Origin of the sequence: Streptomyces sp. NPDC048483 (assembly GCF_040651455.1) — a bacterium.
Lineage (GTDB): Bacteria > Actinomycetota > Actinomycetes > Streptomycetales > Streptomycetaceae > Streptomyces.
On sequence record NZ_JBEZJZ010000014.1, the window covers coordinates 64,078 to 87,934 of the forward strand.

The 23,857-nt window shown below is 68.5% G+C and carries 22 protein-coding genes, 1 pseudogene and 1 riboswitch; of the genes and pseudogenes, 16 read left to right on the forward strand and 7 right to left on the reverse strand.

Translation table 11 applies throughout. The features are described 5' to 3' along the window. Positions 1-9: 9 nt before the first annotated feature. Together nagA and AB0D04_RS10530 are read right to left on the reverse strand one after the other, a co-directional pair. Complete coding sequence (gene nagA / locus AB0D04_RS10525) at positions 10-1,233, reverse strand: N-acetylglucosamine-6-phosphate deacetylase (RefSeq protein WP_362701597.1); 1,224 nt, start codon at positions 1,231-1,233, stop codon at positions 10-12. Continuing rightward, positions 1,233-2,165, reverse strand: a complete 933-nt coding sequence (locus AB0D04_RS10530) for an ROK family protein (RefSeq protein ID WP_362701599.1) — start codon at positions 2,163-2,165, stop codon at positions 1,233-1,235. The genes nagA and AB0D04_RS10530 overlap by 1 nt, the downstream gene beginning before the upstream one ends. 258 nt (positions 2,166-2,423) lie before the next feature. On the opposite strand from AB0D04_RS10530, the gene AB0D04_RS10535 reads away from it, so the two are divergent. From AB0D04_RS10535 to otsB, 3 genes are all read left to right on the forward strand, one after another. After that, on the forward strand, positions 2,424-3,692 hold the full coding sequence (locus AB0D04_RS10535; protein ID WP_362701740.1) for an extracellular solute-binding protein: 1,269 nt from the start codon (positions 2,424-2,426) through the stop codon (positions 3,690-3,692). A gap of 73 nt (positions 3,693-3,765) precedes the next feature. Next, positions 3,766-4,110: a DUF3263 domain-containing protein gene (locus AB0D04_RS10540; protein ID WP_362701742.1), complete on the forward strand. Its 345-nt coding sequence runs from the start codon at positions 3,766-3,768 to the stop codon at positions 4,108-4,110. A gap of 92 nt (positions 4,111-4,202) precedes the next feature. Further along, the gene (gene otsB, locus AB0D04_RS10545) at positions 4,203-5,144 is read left to right on the forward strand and encodes a trehalose-phosphatase (protein WP_362701601.1); all 942 of its coding nucleotides are present in this window, start codon (positions 4,203-4,205) and stop codon (positions 5,142-5,144) included. 7 nt (positions 5,145-5,151) lie between these two features. Here otsB and AB0D04_RS10550 read toward each other — a convergent pair whose 3' ends face one another. Next, positions 5,152-6,660, reverse strand: a complete 1,509-nt coding sequence (locus AB0D04_RS10550; protein WP_362701602.1) for a trehalose-6-phosphate synthase — start codon at positions 6,658-6,660, stop codon at positions 5,152-5,154. A 76-nt stretch (positions 6,661-6,736) separates the two neighbouring features. Next, positions 6,737-7,699: a glucosyl-3-phosphoglycerate synthase gene (locus tag AB0D04_RS10555; RefSeq protein ID WP_362701604.1), complete on the reverse strand. Its 963-nt coding sequence runs from the start codon at positions 7,697-7,699 to the stop codon at positions 6,737-6,739. Positions 7,700-7,883: 184 nt separating this feature from the next. After that, a riboswitch (SAM riboswitch) is annotated at positions 7,884-8,035 on the forward strand. Between the two features lie 17 nt (positions 8,036-8,052). On the opposite strand from AB0D04_RS10555, the gene thrC reads away from it, so the two are divergent. The 8 genes from thrC (at position 8,053) to AB0D04_RS10595 (ending at position 14,487) form a co-directional block, all read left to right on the forward strand. Next, complete coding sequence (gene thrC, locus AB0D04_RS10560; RefSeq protein WP_362701607.1) at positions 8,053-9,339, forward strand: threonine synthase; 1,287 nt, start codon at positions 8,053-8,055, stop codon at positions 9,337-9,339. A gap of 55 nt (positions 9,340-9,394) precedes the next feature. Beyond that, positions 9,395-9,673 (forward strand): MoaD/ThiS family protein, encoded by a 279-nt coding sequence (locus AB0D04_RS10565; protein ID WP_362701609.1) that lies wholly within the window; start codon positions 9,395-9,397, stop codon positions 9,671-9,673. A 466-nt stretch (positions 9,674-10,139) separates the two neighbouring features. Beyond that, positions 10,140-10,343: a cold-shock protein gene (locus tag AB0D04_RS10570; RefSeq protein WP_003986833.1), complete on the forward strand. Its 204-nt coding sequence runs from the start codon at positions 10,140-10,142 to the stop codon at positions 10,341-10,343. Positions 10,344-10,650: 307 nt separating this feature from the next. Beyond that, complete coding sequence (groL, locus tag AB0D04_RS10575; protein ID WP_362701612.1) at positions 10,651-12,276, forward strand: chaperonin GroEL; 1,626 nt, start codon at positions 10,651-10,653, stop codon at positions 12,274-12,276. 309 nt (positions 12,277-12,585) lie between these two features. Further along, complete coding sequence (locus AB0D04_RS10580) at positions 12,586-12,993, forward strand: VOC family protein (RefSeq protein ID WP_362701615.1); 408 nt, start codon at positions 12,586-12,588, stop codon at positions 12,991-12,993. Positions 12,994-13,155: 162 nt separating this feature from the next. Next, positions 13,156-13,521, forward strand: a complete 366-nt coding sequence (locus AB0D04_RS10585) for a hypothetical protein (protein ID WP_362701616.1) — start codon at positions 13,156-13,158, stop codon at positions 13,519-13,521. Between the two features lie 19 nt (positions 13,522-13,540). Continuing rightward, on the forward strand, positions 13,541-14,119 hold the full coding sequence (locus tag AB0D04_RS10590) for a hypothetical protein (protein ID WP_362701618.1): 579 nt from the start codon (positions 13,541-13,543) through the stop codon (positions 14,117-14,119). After that, a complete protein-coding gene (locus tag AB0D04_RS10595) occupies positions 14,116-14,487 on the forward strand; it encodes a peptidase inhibitor family I36 protein (protein WP_362701621.1) in 372 nt (123 codons plus the stop codon). Before AB0D04_RS10590 ends, AB0D04_RS10595 begins: the two co-directional genes overlap by 4 nt. A 223-nt stretch (positions 14,488-14,710) precedes the next feature. Here AB0D04_RS10595 and AB0D04_RS10600 read toward each other — a convergent pair. Next, positions 14,711-14,869, reverse strand: a pseudogene (locus AB0D04_RS10600) (AraC family transcriptional regulator); the annotation flags it as partial. 93 nt (positions 14,870-14,962) lie between these two features. Between AB0D04_RS10600 and AB0D04_RS10605 the strand changes: the two are divergent. The 5 genes from AB0D04_RS10605 to AB0D04_RS10625 all read left to right on the forward strand — a co-directional run bounded on the left by AB0D04_RS10605 (position 14,963) and on the right by AB0D04_RS10625 (position 22,363). Continuing rightward, positions 14,963-15,394: an SseB family protein gene (locus AB0D04_RS10605; RefSeq protein WP_362701623.1), complete on the forward strand. Its 432-nt coding sequence runs from the start codon at positions 14,963-14,965 to the stop codon at positions 15,392-15,394. Then, positions 15,391-16,020: a hypothetical protein gene (locus tag AB0D04_RS10610; protein ID WP_362701625.1), complete on the forward strand. Its 630-nt coding sequence runs from the start codon at positions 15,391-15,393 to the stop codon at positions 16,018-16,020. The genes AB0D04_RS10605 and AB0D04_RS10610 overlap by 4 nt, the downstream gene beginning before the upstream one ends. 62 nt (positions 16,021-16,082) lie before the next feature. Continuing rightward, positions 16,083-20,885, forward strand: coding sequence for a putative T7SS-secreted protein (locus AB0D04_RS10615; protein ID WP_362701627.1), 4,803 nt, complete (start codon positions 16,083-16,085; stop codon positions 20,883-20,885). Positions 20,886-20,905: 20 nt separating this feature from the next. After that, complete coding sequence (locus AB0D04_RS10620) at positions 20,906-21,379, forward strand: hypothetical protein (RefSeq protein WP_362701630.1); 474 nt, start codon at positions 20,906-20,908, stop codon at positions 21,377-21,379. 495 nt (positions 21,380-21,874) lie between these two features. After that, positions 21,875-22,363 carry a hypothetical protein gene (locus AB0D04_RS10625; RefSeq protein ID WP_362701632.1) on the forward strand — a complete coding sequence of 163 codons (489 nt, stop codon included), beginning with the start codon at positions 21,875-21,877 and terminating at the stop codon, positions 22,361-22,363. Between the two features lie 17 nt (positions 22,364-22,380). On the opposite strand, the gene AB0D04_RS10630 is transcribed toward AB0D04_RS10625, so the two are convergent. After that, positions 22,381-23,142, reverse strand: coding sequence for a hypothetical protein (locus AB0D04_RS10630; protein WP_362701634.1), 762 nt, complete (start codon positions 23,140-23,142; stop codon positions 22,381-22,383). After that, positions 23,135-23,764: a sigma-70 family RNA polymerase sigma factor gene (locus AB0D04_RS10635; RefSeq protein ID WP_362701636.1), complete on the reverse strand. Its 630-nt coding sequence runs from the start codon at positions 23,762-23,764 to the stop codon at positions 23,135-23,137. Before AB0D04_RS10635 ends, AB0D04_RS10630 begins: the two co-directional genes overlap by 8 nt. Positions 23,765-23,857 lie beyond the last annotated feature (93 nt).

A 23,857-nucleotide genomic window follows, 5' to 3' on the forward strand; every position in this document is an offset into this window, starting at 1 on the left:
CCGGGCCGGTCAGGCCCCTGCGGGCCGTACCAGCCAAGCGCCCTGGCGCATCACGCCGACCAGGTGGTATCCGGCGTCCAGCACCACCAGGTCGGCGTCCTTGCCGGCCGCCAGGGTGCCCACCCGGTCGTCGATGCCGAGCAGCCGGGCCGGGTTGGCCGAAAGCGCCTGCACCGCCTGACTCTCTGTCAGGTTGTCGACGGTGACGGCCCGTTTGAAGGCGCGGTCCAGGGTGAGGGTGGACCCGGCGATGGACCCGGCCGTCGGCCCCTCGCTGATCCGCGCGACGCCGTCCTTGACCTCGACCCGCATCGGGCCGAGCGGATACATCCCGTCGTTCATCCCGGCCGCGCCCATCGCGTCCGTGATGAACGCGACGCGTGCGGCGCCCGCGTCCCGGAAGGCCATCTGGAGCACCGCGGGGTGCAGATGGGTGCCGTCGTTGATCAGCTCGACGGTGATCCGCTCGTCCTCCAGGAGGGCCGCGACCGGGCCGGGCGCGCGGTGGCCGAGGCCGGGCATCGCGTTGAAGAGGTGGGTGGCGACGGTCGCGCCGGCGTCGATGGCCTCGCGGGTGGCGTCGTAGGAGGCGTCGGTGTGGCCGAGGGCCGCGATGATGCCGGCGTCGGTGAGCATCCGTACGGACTCCAGGCCGCCGGGCAGTTCGGGGGCGACGGTCATCATCCGGGCGGTGCCGTGCGCGGCGTCGAGGAGCTTGCGGACCGCAGCCGGGTCCGGTGCGCGCAGCAGGTCGGGCTGGTGGGCGCCGCAGCGGCCCGGCGAGATGAACGGGCCCTCGAAGTGGATGCCGGCCAGCTCGCCCTGCTGGACGAGCTCGGCGAGCACCGCGGCCTGCCGGGCGAGGTCGTCCAGGGTGCCGGTGACGGTGGAGGCGACCATCGAGGTGGTGCCGTGCCGCTGGTGGGTGTCGATGACCCGCAGGCACTCCTCGGAGTCGGCGGAGGAGAAGGAGCCGCCGCCTCCGCCGTGGACGTGCATATCGACGAAGCCGGGGACGATGAGGTGGCCCGGGAGATCGACGGCCTCGGTGTTGCGGTCGTAGCAGAGGGGCCCGTCCGCGTCCACGTCCCGGCTGCGGATGTCGGCGATCCGCGTGCCCTCGACCGTGATGCGGCCACCGTCGACGACGCCGGACGGCCGGGCGATGCGGGCGCCGGTCAGGACGGTGCGGCGGGGCCGCGAGGGCCGGTCCGCGGAATGCTGCAGTGTCATCAGGCGGTTACCTCCGTGGAGAGAAGATCCCAGGCGAGCAGTCCTGCGCCCAGGCACCCGGCCGCGTCCCCGAGGGCCGCCGGAACGATCGAGGGGACGGGCTGGAACGTAACGCGCCGGCGGACGGCTTCCCGCAGAGGCGCGAACAGCGTGTCGCCCGCCTCGGCGAGCCCGCCGCCGATGATCATCATCCGCGGGTCGAGCAGGGTCAGCCCGGTGACCAGGCCGTCGGCGAGGGCGTCCACGGCGGCGTGCCAGACGGTGCGGGCGCGCTCGTCGCCCGACTCCACGGCCTTGGCCGCGTCCGCCGCGCTGGCCTGCGGATCGCCGCAGATGGCCGCCCAGTCCCGGCCGACGGCGGCGGCCGAGGCCAGCGTCTCCAGACAGCCGAGCTGCCCGCACCCGCACTTGCGCCCGCCGGGCCGTACGACGATGTGGCCGATCTCGCCGGCGCTGCCGTGCGCGCCCGCCTCGATCCGCCCGCCGACGCCGATGGCCCCCGCGATTCCGGTGCCCAGCGGCACGAACAGAAAGCGGTCGGTGCCCTTCCCCGCCCCGATCCGGCCCTCCGCCAGGCCGCCGGTGCGGACGTCGTGCCCGAGCGCGACCGGTACGCCGCCGAGCCGCTCGGACAGCAGGGCGCGCATCGGTACGTCCCGCCAGCCGAGGTTGGCGGCGTAGACGGCGGTGCCTGATGCCTCGTCAACGATGCCGGGGACCGCGACCCCGGCGGCCAGCGCCGCGGCGCCGAACCGCGTCCGGCCGACGTCCTGCAGCTCGGCGGCGAAGCCGAGGATGGCCTCGACGACGGCCTCCGCCCCGCGCTCGCGGCCGGTCGGGCGCCGCGCCTCGTACAGCAACGTGCCGTCCGCCCCGACGAGGGCGGCTTTCATCCCGGTGCCGCCCACATCCAGGGCGATGACGTTTCTCACGGCAACAGTTTTGCGCGATCCTCCATAAAAGGTCTAGTCCACTCACCGTATCCGTGGTCTCTTGCGCCTGTTTGGCCTGGTGGGCACCCGGTCTCGTGATCTTCGCGTGGGAAGGGCGATATCGAAGAGAGACTTCCGGTGGTGTAGACCTTATGGAGACGCGCGAGTAAAACTCGCAGTTCATGCCGGTGGAGGGTGACCCCCGACACCGAGATGGACCCGGCAGAACAGATTTCGGGACAAGGGCGGTACATCACGGTGCAGCGGCGGTACTTGAGCCTGACGGCGGCGGGAATTGCCTCCGTCCTCACCTTCACTCTCACCGGCTGCGGCAGCGGCGCGAGCGACGGCGATGTCACGCTCAAGCTCATCGCCGCGGACTACGGCGACAACGAGGCCAACAGCTCCCAGCACTACTGGGACGACCTCACCCGCGAGTTCGAGAAGAAGAACCCCGGCATCAAGGTGGACGTCGACGTCTACAGCTGGAAGGACGTCGACAAGAAGGTCGCGGACCTGGTCAAGGAGGGCAAGGCCCCCGACCTGGCCCAGATCGGCGCGTACGCCGACTACGCCGCGCAGGACAAGCTCTACAGCGCCGACCAGCTGCTCTCCATACCCGTCCAGGCCGACTTCACCCCGGCCCTCGCGGACGCCGGCGAATACCACCGGGTGCCGTACGGCCTCCCCTTCGGCGCCAGCACCCGGCGCCTCTTCTACAACAAGAAGCTCTTCGCCGAGGCGGGCATCACCGACCCGCCGAAGACCTGGGACGACATCGCCCGCGACGCCCGGCTGCTCAAGAACCACGGCGTGAAGACGCCCTTCGCGCTCCCTCTCGGCCCGGAGGAGACCCAGGCCGAGACGCTGATGTGGATGCTCAGCGGAGGCGGCGGCTACACCGACACCATCGGCAAGTACACGATCGACTCGCCGGAGAACATCAAGACCTTCGAGTGGCTCCAGAAGGACCTCGTCGGCAAGGGCCTGACCGGGGGCGACCCCGCCGACGTCAACCGCGCCGACGCCTTCCAGGGCTTCGCCGACGGCGACGTGGGCATGCTCAACGGCCACCCCACCCTGATGAAGCAGGCCGGGGCCAAGGGCATCGACTACGGCACCACCGAACTCCCCGGCATCCACGGCAAGGCCAAGGCCACCATGGGCGTCGCCGACTGGATGATGGCCTTCAAGCAGCCCGGCCACCGCGCCCAGGCCGGAAAGTTCCTCAACTTCGTCTACAGCACGAAGAACGTGCTGAGGTTCTCCGGCACCTACGGACTGCTCCCGGTCACCGCTTCCGCCTCCCAGGCGATGATGGCCGACGACGAGTACAGCAAGCTGCACGGTTTCCTCAAGCAGCTCGCCGGCGCCGAGTTCTACCCGGCCGACAAGACCTCCTGGCCACTGGTCTCCAAGACCGTCAAGGCCAAGATGGGCGCCGCCGTCGGCCCCGGAGGCAACCCGTCCGCCGTTCTCAGCGACCTCCAGAACATGGCGGACACGGCGGACAGCACCGTCAGGTGAGGGCGCCGGCGGCCGCCCGGGCGTTGTCCGACCGTGGGCTTATCGTGGGAATGTGATGAGGGGCGGTACCGACATGACGGGCGGCAGCGAAGGCACGGGCGGGGGCGCGACGGACGACGCCGCCGTCGCGACCGACGCCGCTGCCACGGACGACGCCGGCGCTGCGGACCGCACGGGCGGCGAGCACGAGGCCGCCGGGCTCTCCTCCCGTGACGCGGCGGTGCTCGCCGTCGAGCGCCGCTCCTGGTCCGGCCCCGGGGCAAAGGAGCGCGTCATCCGCGAGCGCCTCGGCATCTCCCCGACACGCTACTACCAGCTCCTGAACGCCCTGTTGGACGACCCCCGCGCGCTCGCCCACGACCCGGTCACCGTCAACCGCCTGCGCCGGATACGCGACGCCCGCCGCGCCCGCCGCTGACACCACACCCGGGGCACGGGGGTGCCGACCCGCCGCCCCGATGCCCCCGTACACCCGGTGTGCGCCCGCAGCCCGCCGGTAGGGTCGGCGCCATGGGCAGCCCCCGGAACGCCGCGCCGACGCCGAACTCCGAACCGACCCCGCAGTCCGCCCCGCCGCCGGACTCCGCCGCGCCGCCGCGCGCCCTCCCCACGCCGAAGACCGGCGCCGGCCGCGACGGGCTCGCCGACCTCCTCGCCCACCCCGAACGCACCGTCATCGCCCTCGACTTCGACGGCACCCTCGCCGACATCGTCCCCGACCCGGAAAAGGCCTGCGCCCATGCCGGCGCCACCGCCGCCCTCGGCCGCCTCGTACCGCGGCTGCGCGCCGCCGCCGTGATCACCGGCCGTCCGGCCACCGTCGCGGTCCGCCTCGGCGGCTTCGCCTCCGTCCCCGGCCTCGACCACCTCACCGTCCTCGGCCACTACGGCGCCGAGCGCTGGGAAGCGGCCACCGGCACGGTCCACGCCCCGCCGCCGCACCCCGGCGTCGCCGCCATACAGGCCGAACTCCCCGGCGTACTCGACGCCTCCGGCGTCTGGCGCGGCACCTGGGTCGAAACCGCCATCGAGCGCAAGGGCGGCCGCGCCATCGCCATCCACACCCGCCGCGCCACCGACCCCCAAGGCGCCTTCGACCGGCTGCGCGGCCCGCTCGCCGCCCTCGCCGAACGCCATGGCCTGATCGTCGAACCCGGCCGCCTCGTCCTGGAACTGCGTCCCCCGGGCATGGACAAGGGCGTGGCCCTGGCCGACTGGATCCACGAAACCGGCGCCGCCACCGTCCTCTACGCCGGCGACGACCTGGGCGACCTGGCCGCCTTCGGCGCCGTCGAAAAGCTCCGCTCCGAAGGCCTCACCGGCATCCTGGTCTGCAGCGGCAGCAACGAGGTCACCGAACTGGCGGAGCGCGCCGACCTGGTGGTGGACGGGCCGACGGGGGTGGTGGGGCTGCTGGGTGCCCTGGCGGACCACCTGACCGCCGCCACCTGACGCCGCCTCACTCCCGCAACGCGCGCAGCTGGTCCAGGAACCACTGGGCCGGCGGCAGCGCGGTGGCGGCCGCGGCCAGCCGTGCGCTGCGCTCGGCCCGTTCCGTGTCGTCCATGGACAGGGCGGTGTGCAGGGCCTCGGCCGTGGCATTGATGTCGTACGGGTTGATGACGATCGCGTCCTCGCGCAGCTCCCAGTACGCGCCCGCTCCCCGGGAGAGCACCAGCGCGCAGCCCCGCTCCGAGACCACCGGCACTTCCTTCGCGACCAGATTCATGCCGTCCCGGATCGGATTGACCAGCGCCACATCCGCCAGCCGGTAGGCAGCCAGCGACCGCGCGAAGTCGTCCTTGACGTGCAGTACTACGGGCTGCCAGCCCTCCGTGCCGTACTCCGCGTTGATCTCCTCGGCGAGGCGCGCGACCTCCGCCGTGTACTCCCGGTAGACGGCCAGGTCCTGCCGCGAGGGATAGGCGAAGGCGATATGCACCACCCGCTCGCGCCACTCGGGCCGGTCGGCGAGCAGCCGGCGGTAGGCGAGCAGGCCGCGCACGATGTTCTTCGACAGCTCGGTGCGGTCGACCCGGACGATGGTCTTCCGGTCCGTCCCGCCGGTCCGGCCGATCTGCTCGCGCAGCGCCGCCAGCCGCTCGTCGACATCGGGGCGGTGCGCCCGCTCGCGCAGGAATTCCGCGTCGGCGCCGAGACCGTGCACCCCGATACGGGTCTTGCGCGGCCTGAGCCAGGTGGAGATGAGATACGGATCCTCGTCGCGCGGCCGGTACGCGTCGCATTCCGCCCCCAGCGCCCACTGGCAGCAGTCCATGAAGGCCCGCGCCCAGTGCTGGGTCAGGAAATTCGCCCAATCCGCGCCGAGGATGCCCGCCACCAGTTTCCGCTGAATGTCGTCCGGCAGCATCGCAAAGTACTCCGCCGGCGCCCACGGAGTATGCGAGAAATGCGCAATCCGCAGGTCAGGGCGGCGTTCCCGGAGCAGTCCGGGCACCAGCGCCAGGTGATAGTCCTGTACGAGGACGGCCGCACCGGGCGCCGCGGACTCCGCCAGCGCGTCCGCGAAGGCCGTGTTGTATTCCTCGTACGACGCCCATTGCTCACGGAATTCCGTGTCGAATACCGGCTCCATCGGCGTCTGATACAGCATGTGGTGAACGAACCACAGCACGGAATTGGCAATTCCGTTGTAGGCGTCCTCGTGCACGTCCGCCGGAATATCCAGCATCCGGACCCGCTGCCCGCCCGTATCGGCCGGATCCAGGACCCCGCCCGCCCGCCGTACGGCCTCCCGGTCGCCCTCCCCGAGCGCCGCACACACCCACAGCGCATCCGTATCGGGGCCGATGGCCGAGAGCCCGGACACCAGCCCGCCGCCGCCCCGTTTGGCGGTCAGCGCACCGCCTTCCCCCACGGTGTAGGACACCGGACCGCGATTGGACGCGACGAGAACCTCGGCACCTGACGGGACCGCACCCTGGACCGCACTGCGCTCGGAGACCATGCCGCGACATTAACCCGCTACCGATCCGCGCAAACGTACGGAAACCGGCCGACGCAAACCGGCCGGGAAAGGGGCCTCAGGCCGCCCGCCGCTCCGCGTACTCCGGTACCTCGGCCATCGGGGGCCGCTCCACGGTGTCCACGTCCGTGGTGCGCGGTACGAAGCCGTTCGCGCCGCGGTCGAACTGGGTGAGGCGGGGGCGGACCAGGTGGCCGCGGGTGAGGCGGAGCTGGGCGGTGCGGTAGATGGCGGCGGCCATCCGGCCCAGGGCCTGGCCGTCCTGGTGGCGGTGTTTGCGGACGCCCACGTCCACCTGGGCGAGGCCGTCCAGGCCGACCGTGTGCAGGGCATCGACCAGAAGGCCGAGCTCGACGCCGTAGCCCACCGGGAAGGGCAGGCGCTCCAGGAGGGAACGGCGGGCCGCGTACTCGCCGCCCAGGGGCTGGACGAAGCCGGCCAGCTGGGGCCAGTGGAGGTTGAGGAGCGGACGGGCGACCAGCTCCGTCACGCGGCCGCCCTGGCCGGGGCCGGCTCCTTCGCCGCCCGTGTCCAGCGGGCGGTCGTACATCGCCTTGACGAAGTGGATGTCGGGGTCCGTCAGCAGCGGGCCGACGATGCCGGAGACAAAGGTGGCGGAGAATTCGCGCAGGTCGGCGTCGATGAAGCAGACGATGTCGCCGGAGGTGGCGAGCAGGGAGCGCCACAGGACCTCGCCCTTGCCGGGGAGAGCGGGAATACGGGGGAGCACGCTGTCCCGGTGGACGACCCTGGCGCCGGCGGCCGCCGCGACCTCGGCCGTACGGTCGGTGGAGCCCGAATCCAGCACCACCAGCTCGTCGACCAGGGGGACGGCGTCGGTCATCAGGTCCCGGCGGATCGCCGTGACGATCGCGCCGACCGTGGCCTCCTCGTCGAGGGCCGGCAGGACTACGCTGACCGTGCGGTTCGTCTGGCGCTTGGCCTCCAGCAGCCGCCCGAGTGGACGGTCGGCCGCCGACCAGGAGCGGCTGCCAAGCCAGCGCTCCACCTCTTCCAGCACGTCTACGACTCCTTGGTGGCCGCCGGATCAGCGGCGCATGGGTGATCCATTGTGTGATCCATCTCGCGGTGCGGACGACTATCTCAAGTGTCAGTGCCTTCGGTTACAGTCTTGAACAACGCGGATGACCGTCGCATGCCGGGGTCACCGCCACAAACGCCTGGGTTTCGGCCCAGTGCCATACCGCTCATCCAGAGGGGCAGAGGGATACGGCCCGTTGAAGCCCCGGCAACCCTCCAGCCGGTCTCCGCCGCAGTTACAGCGCGCGCGAGGCTCCCGGCTAGGGAAGGTGCCAAGTCCGTCTCGCGGCGAGATGCGTCGCGAGGAAGATGAGGAGAAAGGGCCTCGCCTCCATGGCTGTGCAAGTCACCGAAACCGCCGCAAATGCTCCCACTGTCGCTCTGGGCCCGGCCGTCGCGCTCTCCTGCCGCGAGTGCGGGCAGCGCTTCGATCTCGGTCCCATTTTCGCCTGCCAGGAATGTTTCGGGCCGCTCGAAGTGGCGTACGACCTCCCGAGCGGCGACCCTGAGGGCCTGAAGAAGCGGATCGAGGCCGGCCCCGACAACATCTGGCGCTACGCCCCGCTGCTGCCCGTCCCCGCCGATGTGGCCGACAAGCCGAACCTGAACCCCGGCTTCACCAAGCTGGTCAAGGCCGACCGGCTCGCCGCCGAGCTGGGCATCACCGGCGGCCTGTACGTCAAGGACGACTCCGGTAACCCGACGCACTCCTTCAAGGACCGCGTCGTCGCGATCGCGGTCGAGGCCGCCCGCGCCTTCGGGTTCACCACCCTGTCCTGCTCCTCCACCGGCAACCTCGCGGGCGCGGTCGGCGCCGCGGCCCGCCGCGCCGGTTTCAAGTCCTGCGTCTTCATCCCGCACGACCTGGAGGCCGGCAAGGTCGTCATGGCCGCGGTCTACGGCGGCGATCTGGTGGGCATCGAGGGCAACTACGACGACGTCAACCGCTTCTGCTCGGAGCTCATCGGCGACCCGCTGGGCGAGGGCTGGGGCTTTGTGAACGTCAACCTCCGCCCGTACTACGGCGAGGGTTCCAAGACGCTGGCGTACGAGATCTGCGAGCAGCTGGGGTGGCAGCTCCCGGACCAGATCGTCATCCCGATCGCCTCCGGTTCCCAGCTCACCAAGATCGACAAGGGGCTGAAGGAGCTGATCGCCCTCGGCCTGGTCGAGGACAAGCCCTACAAGATCTTCGGCGCCCAGGCCGAGGGCTGCTCGCCGGTCTCCGCGGCCTTCAAGGCCGGGCACGACGTCGTACGCCCTCAGAAGCCGAACACCATCGCCAAGTCGCTGGCCATCGGCAACCCGGCCGACGGGCCGTATGTGCTCGACATCGCGCGGCGTACGGGCGGTGCGGTGGAGGATGTCAACGACGAGCAGGTCGTGGACGCGATCAGGCTGCTGGCGCAGACGGAAGGGATCTTCGCGGAGACCGCGGGCGGCGTGACCGTCGGCGTCACCAAGAAGCTCGTCGAGGAGGGTCTGCTCGACCCGGCCCTGACCACCGTCATCCTCAACACCGGTGACGGCCTCAAGACGCTTGACGCCGTCGCTGCCGGGCCCACGGCCACCATCCGGCCGAGCCTGGACGCGTTCCGCGCGGCCGACCTGTCCGGCTGAGCCCCGGCCCCTCCCCCCTGAACTCGTACCCCGCAGTCGCTGGAAGGCAGAACCCATGAGCGTCAAGGTCCGCATCCCCACCATCCTCCGCACGTACACCGGCGGCGAGGCCGAGGTCGCCGCAGAGGGCGCGACCCTCTCCGAGGTGATCTCCGACCTGGAGAAGAACCACACCGGGATCGCGGCCCGTGTGCTGGACGACGCGGGCAAGCTGCGCCGCTTTGTGAACGTCTATGTCAACGACGACGACGTCCGCTTCGAGCAGGGCCTGGAGACGCCGACGCCGGACGGCGCGGGCGTCTCCATCATTCCGGCGGTGGCCGGCGGCTGCTGAACGAGTTGATTTGCGCCATCTCTCGTCCTGCGTGACTGGAATTGCCCCATCCACCCAAAAGTGGATGGGGCAATTCCATGTCGTGAAAGGCGATACCATGGGGGCGATCTTCTTCGTACGAGCCCTCGTACAACCTGCGTATGACCCTCGTACGACTCCGCGCGCGTGCCCCACGCATATCTGATCGCGATGAGTTGTGCCCGAAGCGTGTGCAGGAATTGTCGGATACGTGAGCTATGCCCGGCCCGACTTGCCCTGGCGTAATGCGACTTGGCTGCATAATTGCGGATTCTCCGGCGCCGGAATTCTCGTCCGATTGACCTGTTGCGCTGGGCATTGGTGCAGATACATTCAGCGGCGGTCGACGCGTTCCGGCGCACACCCCACGGGCCTTTCGAGGGGTGAGGTCTGACCCGGGTCCGCGGAGTGCGGTCCTGCGCAAGGGCCAGTAATAGGGGAGTTAGGCATGGCTCAGGGCACCGTCAAGTGGTTCAACGCGGAGAAGGGCTACGGCTTCATCGCGGTCGACGGTGGTGCGGATGTATTCGTCCACTACAGCGCGATCCAGATGGACGGCTACCGCACCCTTGAGGAGGGTCAGCGGGTCGAGTTCGAGATCTCGCAGGGCCAGAAGGGGCCGCAGGCGGACATGGTCCGGGTGGCCGGCTGAGGCGCCGACCGACTGCAGCGTCAAGAAGGCCCGCACCCCTGAGGGGGTGCGGGCCTTCTTGCGTGCGGGGCGGGTAGCCACCCCGGCCCCCCAGCCCCCCGCCCACCCATCCGCACGCTTGCACTCGAGGGGGTCGAGTGCTAATCATTGCGTTAGCACTCTCCGGGTGAGAGTGATAACCAAGGATCGGGTCGGCGAGGTCCGCAGATCGGGTGGGGCAAGGAACCACACGGCATGCAGGCCGTCCGTCGCGGGCGCCAGCGCGGTCCGGAGCAATCCACCCCGATGTCCGGGAGGACCACTTCACATGGCCAAGATCATCGCGTTCGACGAGGAGGCACGGCGCGGTCTCGAGCGCGGGATGAACCAGCTCGCCGACGCCGTCAAGGTCACCCTCGGCCCCAAGGGCCGTAACGTCGTCCTCGAGAAGAAGTGGGGCGCCCCCACGATCACCAACGATGGTGTTTCCATCGCCAAGGAGATCGAGCTCGAGGACCCGTACGAGAAGATCGGCGCCGAGCTGGTCAAGGAGGTCGCGAAGAAGACGGACGACGTCGCCGGTGACGGCACGACGACCGCGACCGTCCTGGCCCAGGCTCTGGTCCGCGAGGGCCTGCGCAACGTCGCCGCCGGTGCGAACCCGATGGCGCTGAAGCGCGGCATCGAGACCGCCGTCGAGGCCGTCTCCGCCGCCCTGCTGGAGCAGGCGAAGGATGTGGAGACCAAGGAGCAGATCGCCTCCACCGCCTCCATCTCCGCCGCCGACACCCAGATCGGCGAGCTCATCGCCGAGGCGATGGACAAGGTCGGCAAGGAAGGCGTCATCACCGTCGAGGAGTCCCAGACCTTCGGTCTGGAGCTGGAGCTCACCGAGGGTATGCGCTTCGACAAGGGCTACATCTCGGCGTACTTCGCCACCGACATGGAGCGTATGGAGGCGTCGCTCGACGACCCGTACATCCTGATCGTCAACTCCAAGATCGGCAACGTGAAGGACCTCCTTCCGCTGCTCGAGAAGGTCATGCAGTCCGGCAAGCCGCTGCTGATCATCGCCGAGGACGTCGAGGGCGAGGCCCTGTCGACCCTGGTCGTCAACAAGATCCGTGGCACCTTCAAGTCCGTTGCCGTCAAGGCCCCGGGCTTCGGTGACCGCCGCAAGGCCATGCTCGGCGACATCGCCATCCTCACCGGTGGCACCGTCATCTCCGAGGAGGTCGGCCTCAAGCTCGAGAACGCCGGTCTCGACCTCCTGGGCCGCGCCCGCAAGGTCGTCATCACCAAGGACGAGACCACCATCGTCGACGGTGCCGGCGACAGCGACCAGGTCCAGGGCCGCGTCAACCAGATCCGTGCCGAGATCGAGAACAGCGACTCGGACTACGACCGCGAGAAGCTCCAGGAGCGTCTGGCGAAGCTGGCCGGCGGCGTGGCCGTCATCAAGGCCGGTGCCGCCACCGAGGTCGAGCTCAAGGAGCGCAAGCACCGCATCGAGGACGCCGTTCGCAACGCGAAGGCGGCCGTCGAGGAGGGCATCGTCGCCGGCGGTGGCGTGGCCCTGCTCCAGGCCTCCGCGGTCTTCGAGAAGCTCGAGCTCGACGGTGACGAGGCGACCGGCGCCAACGCCGTGAAGCTCGCGCTGGAGGCCCCGCTCAAGCAGATCGCCGTCAACGGTGGTCTCGAGGGTGGCGTCGTCGTGGAGAAGGTGCGCAACCTGACCGTCGGTCACGGCCTGAACGCCGCCACCGGCGACTACGTCGACATGATCGCCGAGGGCATCATCGACCCGGCGAAGGTGACCCGCTCTGCCCTGCAGAACGCCGCCTCCATCGCCGCGCTGTTCCTGACCACCGAGGCCGTCATCGCCGACAAGCCGGAGAAGGCGGGCGCTGCCCCGGCCGGCGGCGGCATGCCGGGCGGTGACATGGACTTCTGATCCGGCCCACCGGATCAGACTGCCGGTCCTCGCGGACCGCAGGTCCACCCGTTCGCCGGGGCGGCACCCTTCGTACGAGGGGTGCCGCCCCGGCGGCGTTTTTGGGGCTGTCGCGGCGGCGATTCGGGGGAGCCATCGCGGCCGGCTCCGCCGATGCGCGTACCGAGGTCGGCCTGCCGCGTGCCGGGTGCCGGGTGCGGCGATGGGTGCGGTGATGGGCGTGTTCCGACCGAAGGTCGGGCGGGGAAGGGCGGGCAGCGGGCTAACCTTTGTCCCAATTGCCCCCTCTTTGACGTTTGGTGAACCCATATGCCCTTCGCGCCCTGCATCAGCGTCCAGGACACCGCCGCCAGCCTCGCCTTCTACAAGAAGCTCGGCTTCGACGTGGACTCCCGGGCCGCGCGCCCCGGCGACGACATCCACATGCTGCTCTTCGAGGGCGACTTCTGCGCGATGATCTACCGCAACGAGGATCTCAAGCACTGGCTCCCGGTCCTCAAGGACACCCCCATCGGCTTCGCCGGCATGTTCTACCTGTCCGTCGACGACCTCGACGCCGCCCACCGCCATATCGCCGAGAACGCCGAGATCGTCAAGGAACTCACCGCCGACCACACCGGACAGCGGATGTTCTACTTCCGCGACCTCGACGGCTATGTGATCGGCGTCAACGAGAAGGCGGCGCTGGAGGCAAGCGAGATGGGCAAGTACGCCTGAGGCAGGGCCCACGCCAGGGCTGTGGAGTACCAGTACCAGTACCAGTCACCTGTGCGGGTGCTACGACGCACATCAGTTGGGGAGTGGCCTGGCGCATACCTGCACAACCCGCGGGGAGCGTGATCAGGCCCAGATCGACCGCCACCCCGGGGGACCTCCCGTATGCGTCAACTCGCCACCGCCGCCGCGGTGTTCGCTACCGTCCTTGCCGCTGGCCTGGCCGCGCCTGCCGCTCAGGCGGTGCCGCCGGGCCAGGTGCACTTCTGGCCCGAGCCCCACCAGATGGGCTCAGGAGGCGCCTGGGCCTACAGCCCACCCGGCTACCGCGAGGCCGACCCCCGCGTGCAGCGGCACGCCTACTCCTTCGACTCCCACGCCCCCGTCAGCGTCTACGCCATCAGCTACCAGCCCGGCGGGCGCTGCCTCTACCGGGAGATCCGGCCGGACGACTACGACAACAACTGGACCGCCTGGGGGACGAAGTTCGACGGCGTGAGCGACACCAAAATGGGCTGCGAGCCGGGCTGATCCGCGGATGCGCCTTCGTATGCGGACCGCCGGACTACTGGCCCGCCCCCTGCTCCTGACCGGCTGCCTCCTCTCCGGCCTCCTTCTTGCCAGCTGCCTCCTGACCGGCTGTACGGGCCAGGCCCCGGCCCCGGTGCCCCGTCCCGCCCCGGACGACGTGATCAAGACCGCCACCCGGCTCCTCACCGACGCCTGCCTCACCCGCCAGGGCCTCACCCCGCCCCGCGCCGGGCAGCGCCCGCCGCACACCGCCGAGCGACGGAAGGCCCAACAGCGGGTCACCGCCGCGCTCTTCGGTACGGGCCGGACGGAGCTGTCCCTCACCCTGCCCACCGGCTATGTCGTACGCGCCCACACCGACGGCTGCCTGGCCGCCGCCCAGCGGCGGCTCTACGGCGATGAGCGCCGCTGGTTCCGGGCGTCGGTGACCGTCAACAACCTCAAGCCCGAAGCCGCCCACACCCACCGCAGCCTCGCCGAGGTCCGCGCCCGGCACCGCGCCGAGATCGCCGACTGGCGGCGGCTGCGCGCACATGCCCTCACCGGAGCCACGGCTCTGCTCAACCACCACCCATCCAAGGGAGACCCCGCACCATGAAGCGCACCACCGCCGTCCTCGCAGCCACCCTGATCTCCGCCGGCGCCGCCCTGGCCACCTCGTCCGCCGCTGAGGCAGCGGACTGTCGCAGCGGCTACTTCTGCGTCTGGACGGACGCGAACTTCCAGGGCATGAAGATCGAGCACAGTGGCGACGATCACTGGTGGGAGGGCGACATGTCCAACGAAGACTCCTCGTGGGCGAACCACGGCGTCTCCGGGCCGGGCGTCAAGGACCACGTCAAGGTGTACGACGGCCGTGAACTGCAGGGACACGTGACCCTGTGTCTGGCTCCCGGGCAGGAGATCGGCTACAACGGCGGCGCGAACGACAAGGGTGGCTCCCACACCTGGTCCGTCGGCTGCTGAGGACTGTCGGGCGCTGCGGCGGCGAGGGGCGTCGGCCCGCCTCGCCGCCGCTGTCGTTTCGGCCTTCCTCAAGGTTCTCGCTGTCTGCGTCCCGTCCGCCGACGGCCGGGTGCGCCGAATCTCCGGCTCCGGCCGGGACGGTGAGCGTGTCCAGATCCTCGGGCCCGGGAGGACCCGTCACCACACCGCGGTAGTAGTCGAGTTCACTCCTCCTGCCGATGTGGCCCACGCCGTGCACGACCCGGAACGCCCGGCCAAATGCCTCGCCGGATCCGAAGCCGCAGCGCACCGCGATCTCCGGCAGCGTCCGCTCGCCGGCCAGCACCTCCGCATCGGCGATGGCCAGCCGTTGAGCCGTCTTTATTGAATTCGAAAGAACCATAGGGCCGGTTTTGTCGCTGGCGTGTTCGACTCGCAGTGTCAGTGCCATGTGTCATGGTGGTGTCAACGCGCGAGGGGAATCGGGGGGTTCGCCATGTACTTGACTGACGAGATAGCGGCAGCTCATGAGGGGGAGCTGAATCCGGCCGCCTTGGTGGGGGAATTCCGACGCGCCTCGGTATTCATCCCGGTCGTGAACGATTCCCTCATGTCGGCCGAGATGTCCGGAATCCGCTGGCTGTACGCCTTCACCGACGAAGAGGCGCTGTCCCATTTCGCCGTGGCCCGCGGTGCCGCACCTGACACCGAGCTGGAGTACGTACGCGCCGTCGGCGCACGTCTCCTGGACGTCGTCATCCCCGCCATCGAGGGTCCCGCGGGCGTGGCCGTAAACGTGGGAAGCGAGCAGCCGATGCTGTTTCCGCCGGTCAGCGGCATCGTTCCGGACTCTGCTGCGATCGACCTCGCCGAGCCGAACTCCGCCGGCGGGCGGCCTGTCGCGTTCACTGAGGGAGGTGCGGCATGACGTCCGTCGAAGGTTATGAGCTGGACCCCGATGCCCTGAAGCAGGTCACCAAGGGTATCCACGACGCGATTGCGGAGCTGAAGGAACTCGGTTTCGACACCAGCGCCCAACTTGGCCAGGGATTCGACAAGTTGGCGCTCTCGGGAATGGAGGCCGGTCACGCCGACGTGAGTTCCGTATTCGATTCGTTCTGTGAGCGCTGGGGCTGGGGTGTTCGCCTGCTCATTCATGAGGCCGATGAATTCGCGCGTCGTCTTGATTTGTCGGCCGGTCTTTATCACGAGCAGGAGCAGTACGTTTCGACGACGTTGAAGGTCGGGGCTAATGCCTTGCTGATGGGTGACCCGACGATGACCGAGGAACGGCTGAAGCATCGGACGTGGAAACAGGTCGGCGAGGACAACGCGGTCACCCAGTTCGATGACGCGGACTGGGACCCCACTTCCCGGAAATCGCAGCAGGCCTTCCAGGAAGTGAAGCAAGCGGCGGAGCAGACAGGTGAGGACTTCTCGACGTCCAAGTGGGCGGGTGACGTGGACCACAACTGGGCCTTGCGGCCGCTGAAACAGGCCCGTGATCTTCAGGCCCAGGCCGACGACCACGGCCATGGCCACGACGGTTCCTGAGACACCGGTGCACAGCCGCCACTGCACATCCACTGCTTACAGCACAACGGGGGTAAGAACTGATGGGCCTTCTCGGGGACATCGGGGACGGGATCAATTCCGCTGCCGACAAGGTCGGCGACGCGGTCGATGGCGCCAAGAAGGCGGTCGGTGAGGGCATCGAGTACGCGGCGGACAAGACTGCCGACGGACTCGAATATGTCGGTGCGGACGGCGCGGCCGACGCCGTCCGCTCGGTCGGCGAGGATGCCGCGGACGCACTGGGCGCGCAGGTCGACGAGCGGCAGCTGGGTGAGAGTGACGACCCCAAGGAGCTGATCCACGGCGACGTCGCCAAGATCAATGAATCCGCGGCGCATCTGAAGGACTTTTACGCGGCCTTCGAACGTGTCGGGCAGGGAATCCGCAAACTGGATGCCGGGTCCTGGAAGGGCAAGGCCGCCGAAAGCTTCCACGAGAAGTTCGATGCGCACCCCAAGCAGTGGATGCGGACCGCGGACGCCTGCGAGGCGGCGTGGAAGGCCCTCGATGCGTACGCCGATACCGTCCACTGGGCCCAGAAGAAGGCCCAGTCGGCCATCGATGCGTGGCAGGCGGCCGAGGGCAAGAGCAAGAAGGCGCTCGACGCCCGCATTCACCAGGTCGAGGCGTACAACGCGAAGGTGAAGGCCTACAAGAGCGCCGTGGACAGCGGATCCGACCCGGGCGCCAGGCCACAAGAGCCCGGCGATTTCAAGGATCCCGGTGACGCGGGCCGCAAAGAGGCCCAGGAAATCCTCAAGAACGCCCGCAGCCAGCGTAACGAAGCCGCCGAGAAGGCAGGTAACGCCCTCAAGAACGCGCTGGACCACGCCCCGAAGGAGCCCTCATTCCTCAAGAAGTCGGCCTGGGACGCCGCTGACGGCCTCGCGGAAGGCGGCATCGGCCTGATGCACGTCGTCGGCGGCGCGGGCAAGGCCGTGGTCGAAACGGTCAACCTGGCCCGCACCCTGAACCCGACGGAGCCGTACAACCTCGCCCACCCCAATCTGTACCTGGCCAACGTCGCCAAGACCGGCCTCGGCCTGGCCAGTGCCGCCGCCCATCCCGGCCGCATGGCCAAGGGGATGCTCGGTGAGGGCTGGGGCAGCGACCCGTGGGACGCGGGTGGGGCATTTGTCGCCAACCTCGTCGGGGGCAAGGGCGCCGGGGCCGTCGGCAAGGGGCTTCTGAAGGCGGGGGCAAAAGATGCCGCCAAGGGGGCCGCGCGAGAGGCCGCCGAGCAAGGCGGCAAGCGCACCATCCGGGACCGGCTCCGCACTGCCTGGTGCAAGACCTTCGGCAACGACCCTATCGACATGGCCACCGGCCGGATGATCCTGCCGCAGACCGACATCACCCTTCCCGGCAGCCTCCCCCTCACCTTCACCCGCACCTTCGAGTCCTCGTACCGCACCGGCCGCTGGTTCGGCCCGACGTGGATGAGCACCGTCGACCAGCGTCTGGAGATCGACTCCGAGGGTGTCATCCTCATCGGCGAAGAAGGCGATTTCCACCTCTACCCGCACCCGGCCGTCGGCGTCCCCACCCTCCCCGTCGAGGGCGACGGCCACCCGCTCGAGCGCACCCCGGACGGCGACTACCTCCTGACCGACCCGGTCACCGGCACCCGCCGCTACTTCACCACCTACACCGAAGACCTCGCCGTCCTCGACGAGATATCCGACCGCCGCGGCAACCACCACACCTTCGACTACACCGAAGACGGCACCCCCACCGCCATCACCCACAGCGCCGGCTACCGCCTCCTGCTCACCACCGACAACGGCCGCATCACCGCCCTCCACCTGGCCGGCGCCGCCCCCGACGGCACCGACCAGCTCCTGATGACCTACGGCTACGACGAAGCCGGCAACCTCACCAGCACCACCAACTCCTCCGGCCTGCCCCTTCGCTTCACCTACGACGAGCACGGCCGCATCACGTCCTGGACCGACACCAACAACAGCAGCTACAGCTACGTCTACGACGACCAGGACCGCTGCACCTCACAGGGCGGAATCGAAGGCCACCTCCGCGCCCACTTCAGCTGGGGCGACGACCCCGACCCCGTATCGGGCCTGCGCACGAACCTGTTCCACAACTCCCAGGGCGGCATCACCCGTTACGAGGTCAACGACCGCCACCAGATCGTCGCGGAAACCGACCCCACCGGCGCCACCACCCGCACGGTCCGCGACGCCAAGCACCGCGTCCTCTCCACCATCGACCCCTTGGGCCGCACCACCCACTTCACTTACGACGACGAGGGCCGCCCCACCGCCGTCACCCTCCCCGACGGCACCACCTCTACCACCGCCTACAGCGACGACGGCCACCCGCTGAGCGTCACCGGCCCGGACGGCACCATCTGGACCCACACCTACGACGCCGACGGCAACCGCACCTCCTCCACCGACCCCGCTGGCGCCACCACCACCTACACCCACGACTCCCGCGGCCACGTTTCCTCCGTCACTGACGCACTCGGCAACACCACCCACCTCTACTGCAACGAGGCCGGGCTGCCGGTGATGGCCGTCGACCCGCTCGGCGCCACCACCCACTACCGCCACGATGCCTTCGGCCGCACCACCTCCATCACCAACCCCCTCGGCGACACCACCCACATGGTGTGGACGGTCGAAGGGAAACTCGCCGCCCGCATCGACGCATCAGGCGCCATGGAGGAATGGACCTACGACGGCGAAGGCAACCGCCTCACCCACACCGACGCCATCGGCCAGACCACCCGTTTCGAATACACCCACTTCGACCTGCTGACGGCCCGCACCGACCCCGACGGTGTCCGCCACGAGTTCACCCACGACACCGAACTACGCCTCACCCAGGTCACCAACCCCCAAGGCCTGAACTGGAATTACAGCTACGACGGCGCCGGCCGCCTGATATCGGAAACGGACTTCGACGACCGCGTCCTCACCTACGCGCACGACGCCGCCGGTCAATTGGCCACCCGAACGAACACCTTGGGTGAGGTCACCACCTACACCCGCGACACCCTCAGCCGCATCACACACAAGGACGCCGCAGGTCTCGTCACTACCTACGCCTACGACGCAGCTGGCAATCTGCACCAGGCAGCCAACCCGGACGCCACCGTCACCTACACCCGCGACGTCCTGGGCCGCGTCACCAGCGAGTCGGTCAACGGCCGCACCATGACGTTCACCTACGACGCCCTGGGCCGCCGCGCCTCCCGCATCACGCCTGCAGGCCACACCACGACCTACACCTACGACGCCGCCGGCAACCGCACGGCCATGGACATCTCTGGCCACGCCCTCGCCTTCGACCACGACGCCGCCGGCCAAGAACTCACCCGCACCATCGGCGACAACCTCAACCTCACCCACACCTGGGACCCCACCGGCCGCCTCGTAGCTCAGTCGTTGACGGCCACCCCAACAGCCCAATTCCTCAACACAGCAGCCACCAGCGCGCGCCAGTCCCCCACCGGGGCCGCCCCAGCAGCAGACGCCGCCTCCGAAGCACAACGGCTCGTCCACCGCGGATACACCTACCGTCCCGACGGCAACCTCACCGCCGTCAACGACTCCCACACCGGCCGCCACACCTTCGACCTCGACCGCGCTGGCCGCGTCACCGCTGTCCGTGCCACCGACTGGGCTGAGACCTACGCCTACGACGAAGCCGGCAACCAAACCCACGCCACCTGGCCCGGTCGCCACGCTAGCCCCTCAGCACGAGGGGAAAGGTCATACGAGGGCACCCGCATCACCCGCGCTGGCCGCATCCGCTACGAACACGACTCTCTCGGCCGCGTCACCCTCCGCCAAAAAACCCGCCTCTCCCAGAGACCCGACACCTGGCACTACACCTGGGATGCAGAAGACCGCATGACTTCCGTCGTCACACCCGACGGCACCACCTGGCGCTACCTCTACGACCCCCTTGGCCGCCGAACAGCCAAACAGTCCTTGACGCCTGATGCCGCTACAGTCGCTGAGCAGATCGACTTCACTTGGGATGGCTCCACACTCACGGAGCAGGTGGCGCGCGCGGCTGGGACAGACCAAGCCATCGTTCTCACTTGGGATCACAAAGGCCTAGCTCCCCTCGCCCAGGCTGAACGTAAGGTAGTCACGTCTGTACCTTCTGAAGCACCCCAACAAATCATCGACCAACGATTCTTCGCTATCATCACTGATCTGATCGGCACGCCCAGTGAACTAGTTGTCGAGTCTGGCGATATTGCGTGGTCTGCGCGGACAACACTTTGGGGTACCACTTCCTGGAACTCTGACGCCTCGGCGTACACGCCTCTCCGGTTCCCGGGACAATACTTCGATCGTGAAGCTGAACTCCATTACAACTACCACCGACACTATTCTCCGGACGCGGCACAGTACCTATCACCGGACCCTTTGGGGCTAAACCCTGGTCCAAATCCCACGTCTTACGTGTCCAACCCTCACGCATGGGTCGATCCGCTCGGCCTGACTCCATGTAGTCTTCACACGGTTGGCGGGCCACGAGTGCGCCCTGGGAAAGACATAGATGTAGATGCCGAGGGCTTCGTGAATCCCCCAACGGCTAGCAATCTGAGGGACCTAGACGTGCAAGGGCTCTCGTCATTCGACACGGTGGAGAATGCAGGGCGAATCGGGCTGAAGGGGCAGGTGCGTAGCCCTAATGGCCCTCTCCCTGAAGGGCTTGGCGTTATCGCCGACGGCAGAGGCGTCGGTGGGCCACGGGCACTCGGCCACCACACCATCTATCCAACGCGGCGAATGTCGTTCGACGAGTATCAAGGACTAATCAAGGGAATGAACTGGGAGAACATAGGCACAAAGCTCAATTAGCGAGATTAAGGGAATTTGAGATGAGTAAGTGGGAAGAGTTGTTGGCCGCCGAGCGAGAAGTGGCGCGATGCCGCGCGGAGGTCTACCAGTCGTCATCGCGAATCGAGATGTTGACCAGTGCCTTGAGGGGAAGTTCCTCGTGGGACCGATCCGCTGCCATGACATTTTTGCGACTGTTTCCAGGTGACGTACTCAAGCTGCTCGAAGAACTGGTCGAATATTCCCTTTCCCAAGGATGGGCTGCTGACGCGCGGGAGGTAATTAGGGCCGCTCGCAATGACGGCATCCTGGGAAAATTGAATGAAATCGTCCTGGATCTTCTGGCTGAAGCAGACTCCGACGACTATCTGAGGCTCGCCGACATGCTGGCTTACGTAGGGGCATGGGAAACTCTCTCCAAACTGGTCGACCGGGCCTGTTCGAGTAATGACCCGGAGATTCGGGAAGTGGGTCAAGACTTCAGGGAGAGTTATGTGGGCATGCTGCCTACGTAACTCTCAAAGTTGCATACACTTGAAAATTCCCGATTGGGCGGCGTGATGAATTTCGTGCCGGTAGAACGACGGTGGTGGCATAGAATTCCCGGAGTTGGAGGCGGTGAGTTCTGTGGGCGAGAAATCCATGGAATCACAAAAGATGAATGAGGGACTTAAATGAGCACACCGTGGCAGCCGCAATCTGGCTTCGGGAACGCGCCAGGGTACGGCGCGCCGGTGGGTGGGCCGCAGGGGTCCGGAGGGCAAGTGCCGCCGGGGGCGTATGGGCAGCCGGGTCCCTACGGGGTGCCGCAGCAGGGGGTGTATGGGTATGGCGGGACTGGGATGGTGCCGCCGCCTCCGCCGAAGCGTAATGCCGGGAAGGTGTGGGGGATTATCGGCGCGATTGTTGGGGTGTTGGTGATTGGGAGGGTGGCCTCGGTCGCGGTTTCTGCGGGTGGTGGCGGTGGGGGTACGGGTAAGCCATCTGCCGGGCCGAAGTACAAGATTACGGTGCCGAAGTCGCTTGTTGGTGGGGAGTACGCGCTCGCCAAGGACATATCCCAGCAGGCGGATTCTCAGGTGCCACATGATGGAGCGAATGCCCATGGCCTGCGTACGGTGGGTGGTCAGTACACGTCGGGTACCAAGTCGCTGGTGGTGATGGGGATGTACGGCACCATCGATGACGCCGACGCGGGCGTTGAGAACATGATTGGGGGAATGTCGGATGCCCCAGGTTCCGAAGTCGGTGTTCCTGAGAAGAAGTTCACGCCCAGCGGTGGCGGGAAACCCCTGACCTGCGGGGTTGACATGAAGAACCAGGCGGGGCAGAAAATCACCTTCCCATTCTGTGTCTGGGGGACGTCCAGTACGACCGCCAGCGTCGCCCAGGTCGACGCCGCCGATCCGGCCAAGGATCCGAAGGCGGTCGACCTTCAGGCACTTGCCGATACGGCGAGCAAGATCCGGGACGAAGTGCAAGTGCCGGTCAGCGGCTGAGCGGACAAAGGGAGTGCTCACCGCCCGCCGAAATGTGCGGTGGCCAGGATGCGGCCGTCGGCCGTGGTCAGGCGGGCGCCGGTGATTGTGGAGAGGTCCACGGAGGCCTGGGCGCCCCAGTAGCCGTAGCCGTCGTGCAGGGTGAAGGTGCCGAGTCGGACGGTGGTGCCGTCGGTGCGCTCCAGCAGGCAGGTGACCTTGCCGGTGTACGGAATGCCGGCGTCGTCGAGGTCGACGGTCATGAAGACCAAGGACGGGGAGCCGGGGTGGGCGTAGATTTCACCGGCCGGTTGGCCATGCTGCGCACCGGCTCCGGTCAGGTTCGCCTGCAGCATTTCCGAGCCGGTCTGGACGGGACGTTCGGGGCCGGACGCCATGTTTTCGATGGTTGTGCCGAGGGCCCAGCCGCCGAACCCGAAGCCGAGTGCGAGTACGGCCGCGGCGGATGCGATGCGTAGTCGTGCGGCTCTGCGGAAGCCCGGGCGTCGGAGTCCGGTGCTGCTGGCGGGCACGCGTCCGTCGCGTGCCGCGGTGGCCTGGCTCAGCCGGCGCGCCACCCGGGTTTCGAAGCCCGCCGGCGGTTCGCTGCCGGGCAGCAGGCCGAGCAGGCCGTCGCCGACGAGGGCAAGCTGCTCGATGTACTCCCGGCAGTCCGCGCAGCGGTCCAGATGGGCGGTCGCCTCGGCCCGCTCCCGGCCCGAGAGCACGCCCAGTGCCAGCTCGGCACCAGTCTCGTGCAGCTGGTCGCAGCTCAGGTTCGGGTTCAGGTTCTCAGGCATGGCCGCCTCGCTTTGGAGACGCGGGAGGGGGAGGAGTGGGAGGTGGAGGGGTGGGGTTCGGTGGAGTGAGAGTGGTGCGCAGCTTTGCCATTGCGGTTCTGATGCGCGTTTTGGCGGTGCCCAGGGGGATGTGTTCCCAGTCGGCGATCTGCTGGGCCGTCATCCCGTAGATGCCCGCCATTGCCAAAGCGCGGCCTTGTTCGCGCGGCAGGCGCGCCACCGCGGCCCGCAGGGCGGACGACGCCTCGTCGGCGAGCGCCCGCTGCTCCGGGGTCTCGGTGACCACGTCCAGGAGCGCGTCGAGGTCCTCGGGAGCGACCGGCTCGGGCCGACGCGCACGGACGGCGTCGATGGCGAGGTTGTGCGCGATGGTCGTCAGCCAGGTCGTTACCGATCCACGGCGGGAGTCGTAGATCTGCGCGTGCCGCCACGCACGCTCGAAGGTCTGCTGGGAGATGTCCTCGGCGAGCTGCGGGTCGCGGGTGACCGCGATGGCCACGCCGAAGACCGTGTGCTGGAAACGCCGTACGAACGTGACGGCGAGCTCGGGGTCGCCCGTGGCCAGACCAGCCAGCAGCGCCTCGTCCGGGATGCGTCCGACCGGGAGCTGCAACCTCTGCATACCCTTGTATACGGTCCGCCCCGGCCAGGGGATTGCCTGGCGGCTACGGAAGACCACGATGCCATTCTCCCCCGGTCGCCCGTACCGGAGGAT

What these genes read in the sequence shown, in the direction of transcription:
- nagA (WP_362701597.1), bottom strand. Translation starts at nt 1,233, where the DNA reads ATGACACTGCAGCATTCCGCGGACCGGCCCTCGCGGCCCCGCCGCACC.
- AB0D04_RS10540 (WP_362701742.1), top strand. Translation starts at nt 3,766, where the DNA reads ATGACGGGCGGCAGCGAAGGCACGGGCGGGGGCGCGACGGACGACGCC.
- otsB (WP_362701601.1), top strand. Translation starts at nt 4,203, where the DNA reads ATGGGCAGCCCCCGGAACGCCGCGCCGACGCCGAACTCCGAACCGACC.
- AB0D04_RS10550 (WP_362701602.1), bottom strand. Translation starts at nt 6,660, where the DNA reads ATGGTCTCCGAGCGCAGTGCGGTCCAGGGTGCGGTCCCGTCAGGTGCC.
- thrC (WP_362701607.1), top strand. Translation starts at nt 8,053, where the DNA reads ATGGCTGTGCAAGTCACCGAAACCGCCGCAAATGCTCCCACTGTCGCT.
- AB0D04_RS10565 (WP_362701609.1), top strand. Translation starts at nt 9,395, where the DNA reads ATGAGCGTCAAGGTCCGCATCCCCACCATCCTCCGCACGTACACCGGC.
- AB0D04_RS10570 (WP_003986833.1), top strand. Translation starts at nt 10,140, where the DNA reads ATGGCTCAGGGCACCGTCAAGTGGTTCAACGCGGAGAAGGGCTACGGC.
- groL (WP_362701612.1), top strand. Translation starts at nt 10,651, where the DNA reads ATGGCCAAGATCATCGCGTTCGACGAGGAGGCACGGCGCGGTCTCGAG.
- AB0D04_RS10580 (WP_362701615.1), top strand. Translation starts at nt 12,586, where the DNA reads ATGCCCTTCGCGCCCTGCATCAGCGTCCAGGACACCGCCGCCAGCCTC.
- AB0D04_RS10585 (WP_362701616.1), top strand. Translation starts at nt 13,156, where the DNA reads ATGCGTCAACTCGCCACCGCCGCCGCGGTGTTCGCTACCGTCCTTGCC.
- AB0D04_RS10590 (WP_362701618.1), top strand. Translation starts at nt 13,541, where the DNA reads ATGCGGACCGCCGGACTACTGGCCCGCCCCCTGCTCCTGACCGGCTGC.
- AB0D04_RS10595 (WP_362701621.1), top strand. Translation starts at nt 14,116, where the DNA reads ATGAAGCGCACCACCGCCGTCCTCGCAGCCACCCTGATCTCCGCCGGC.
- AB0D04_RS10605 (WP_362701623.1), top strand. Translation starts at nt 14,963, where the DNA reads ATGTACTTGACTGACGAGATAGCGGCAGCTCATGAGGGGGAGCTGAAT.
- AB0D04_RS10610 (WP_362701625.1), top strand. Translation starts at nt 15,391, where the DNA reads ATGACGTCCGTCGAAGGTTATGAGCTGGACCCCGATGCCCTGAAGCAG.
- AB0D04_RS10615 (WP_362701627.1), top strand. Translation starts at nt 16,083, where the DNA reads ATGGGCCTTCTCGGGGACATCGGGGACGGGATCAATTCCGCTGCCGAC.
- AB0D04_RS10620 (WP_362701630.1), top strand. Translation starts at nt 20,906, where the DNA reads ATGAGTAAGTGGGAAGAGTTGTTGGCCGCCGAGCGAGAAGTGGCGCGA.
- AB0D04_RS10630 (WP_362701634.1), bottom strand. Translation starts at nt 23,142, where the DNA reads ATGCCTGAGAACCTGAACCCGAACCTGAGCTGCGACCAGCTGCACGAG.
- AB0D04_RS10635 (WP_362701636.1), bottom strand. Translation starts at nt 23,764, where the DNA reads ATGCAGAGGTTGCAGCTCCCGGTCGGACGCATCCCGGACGAGGCGCTG.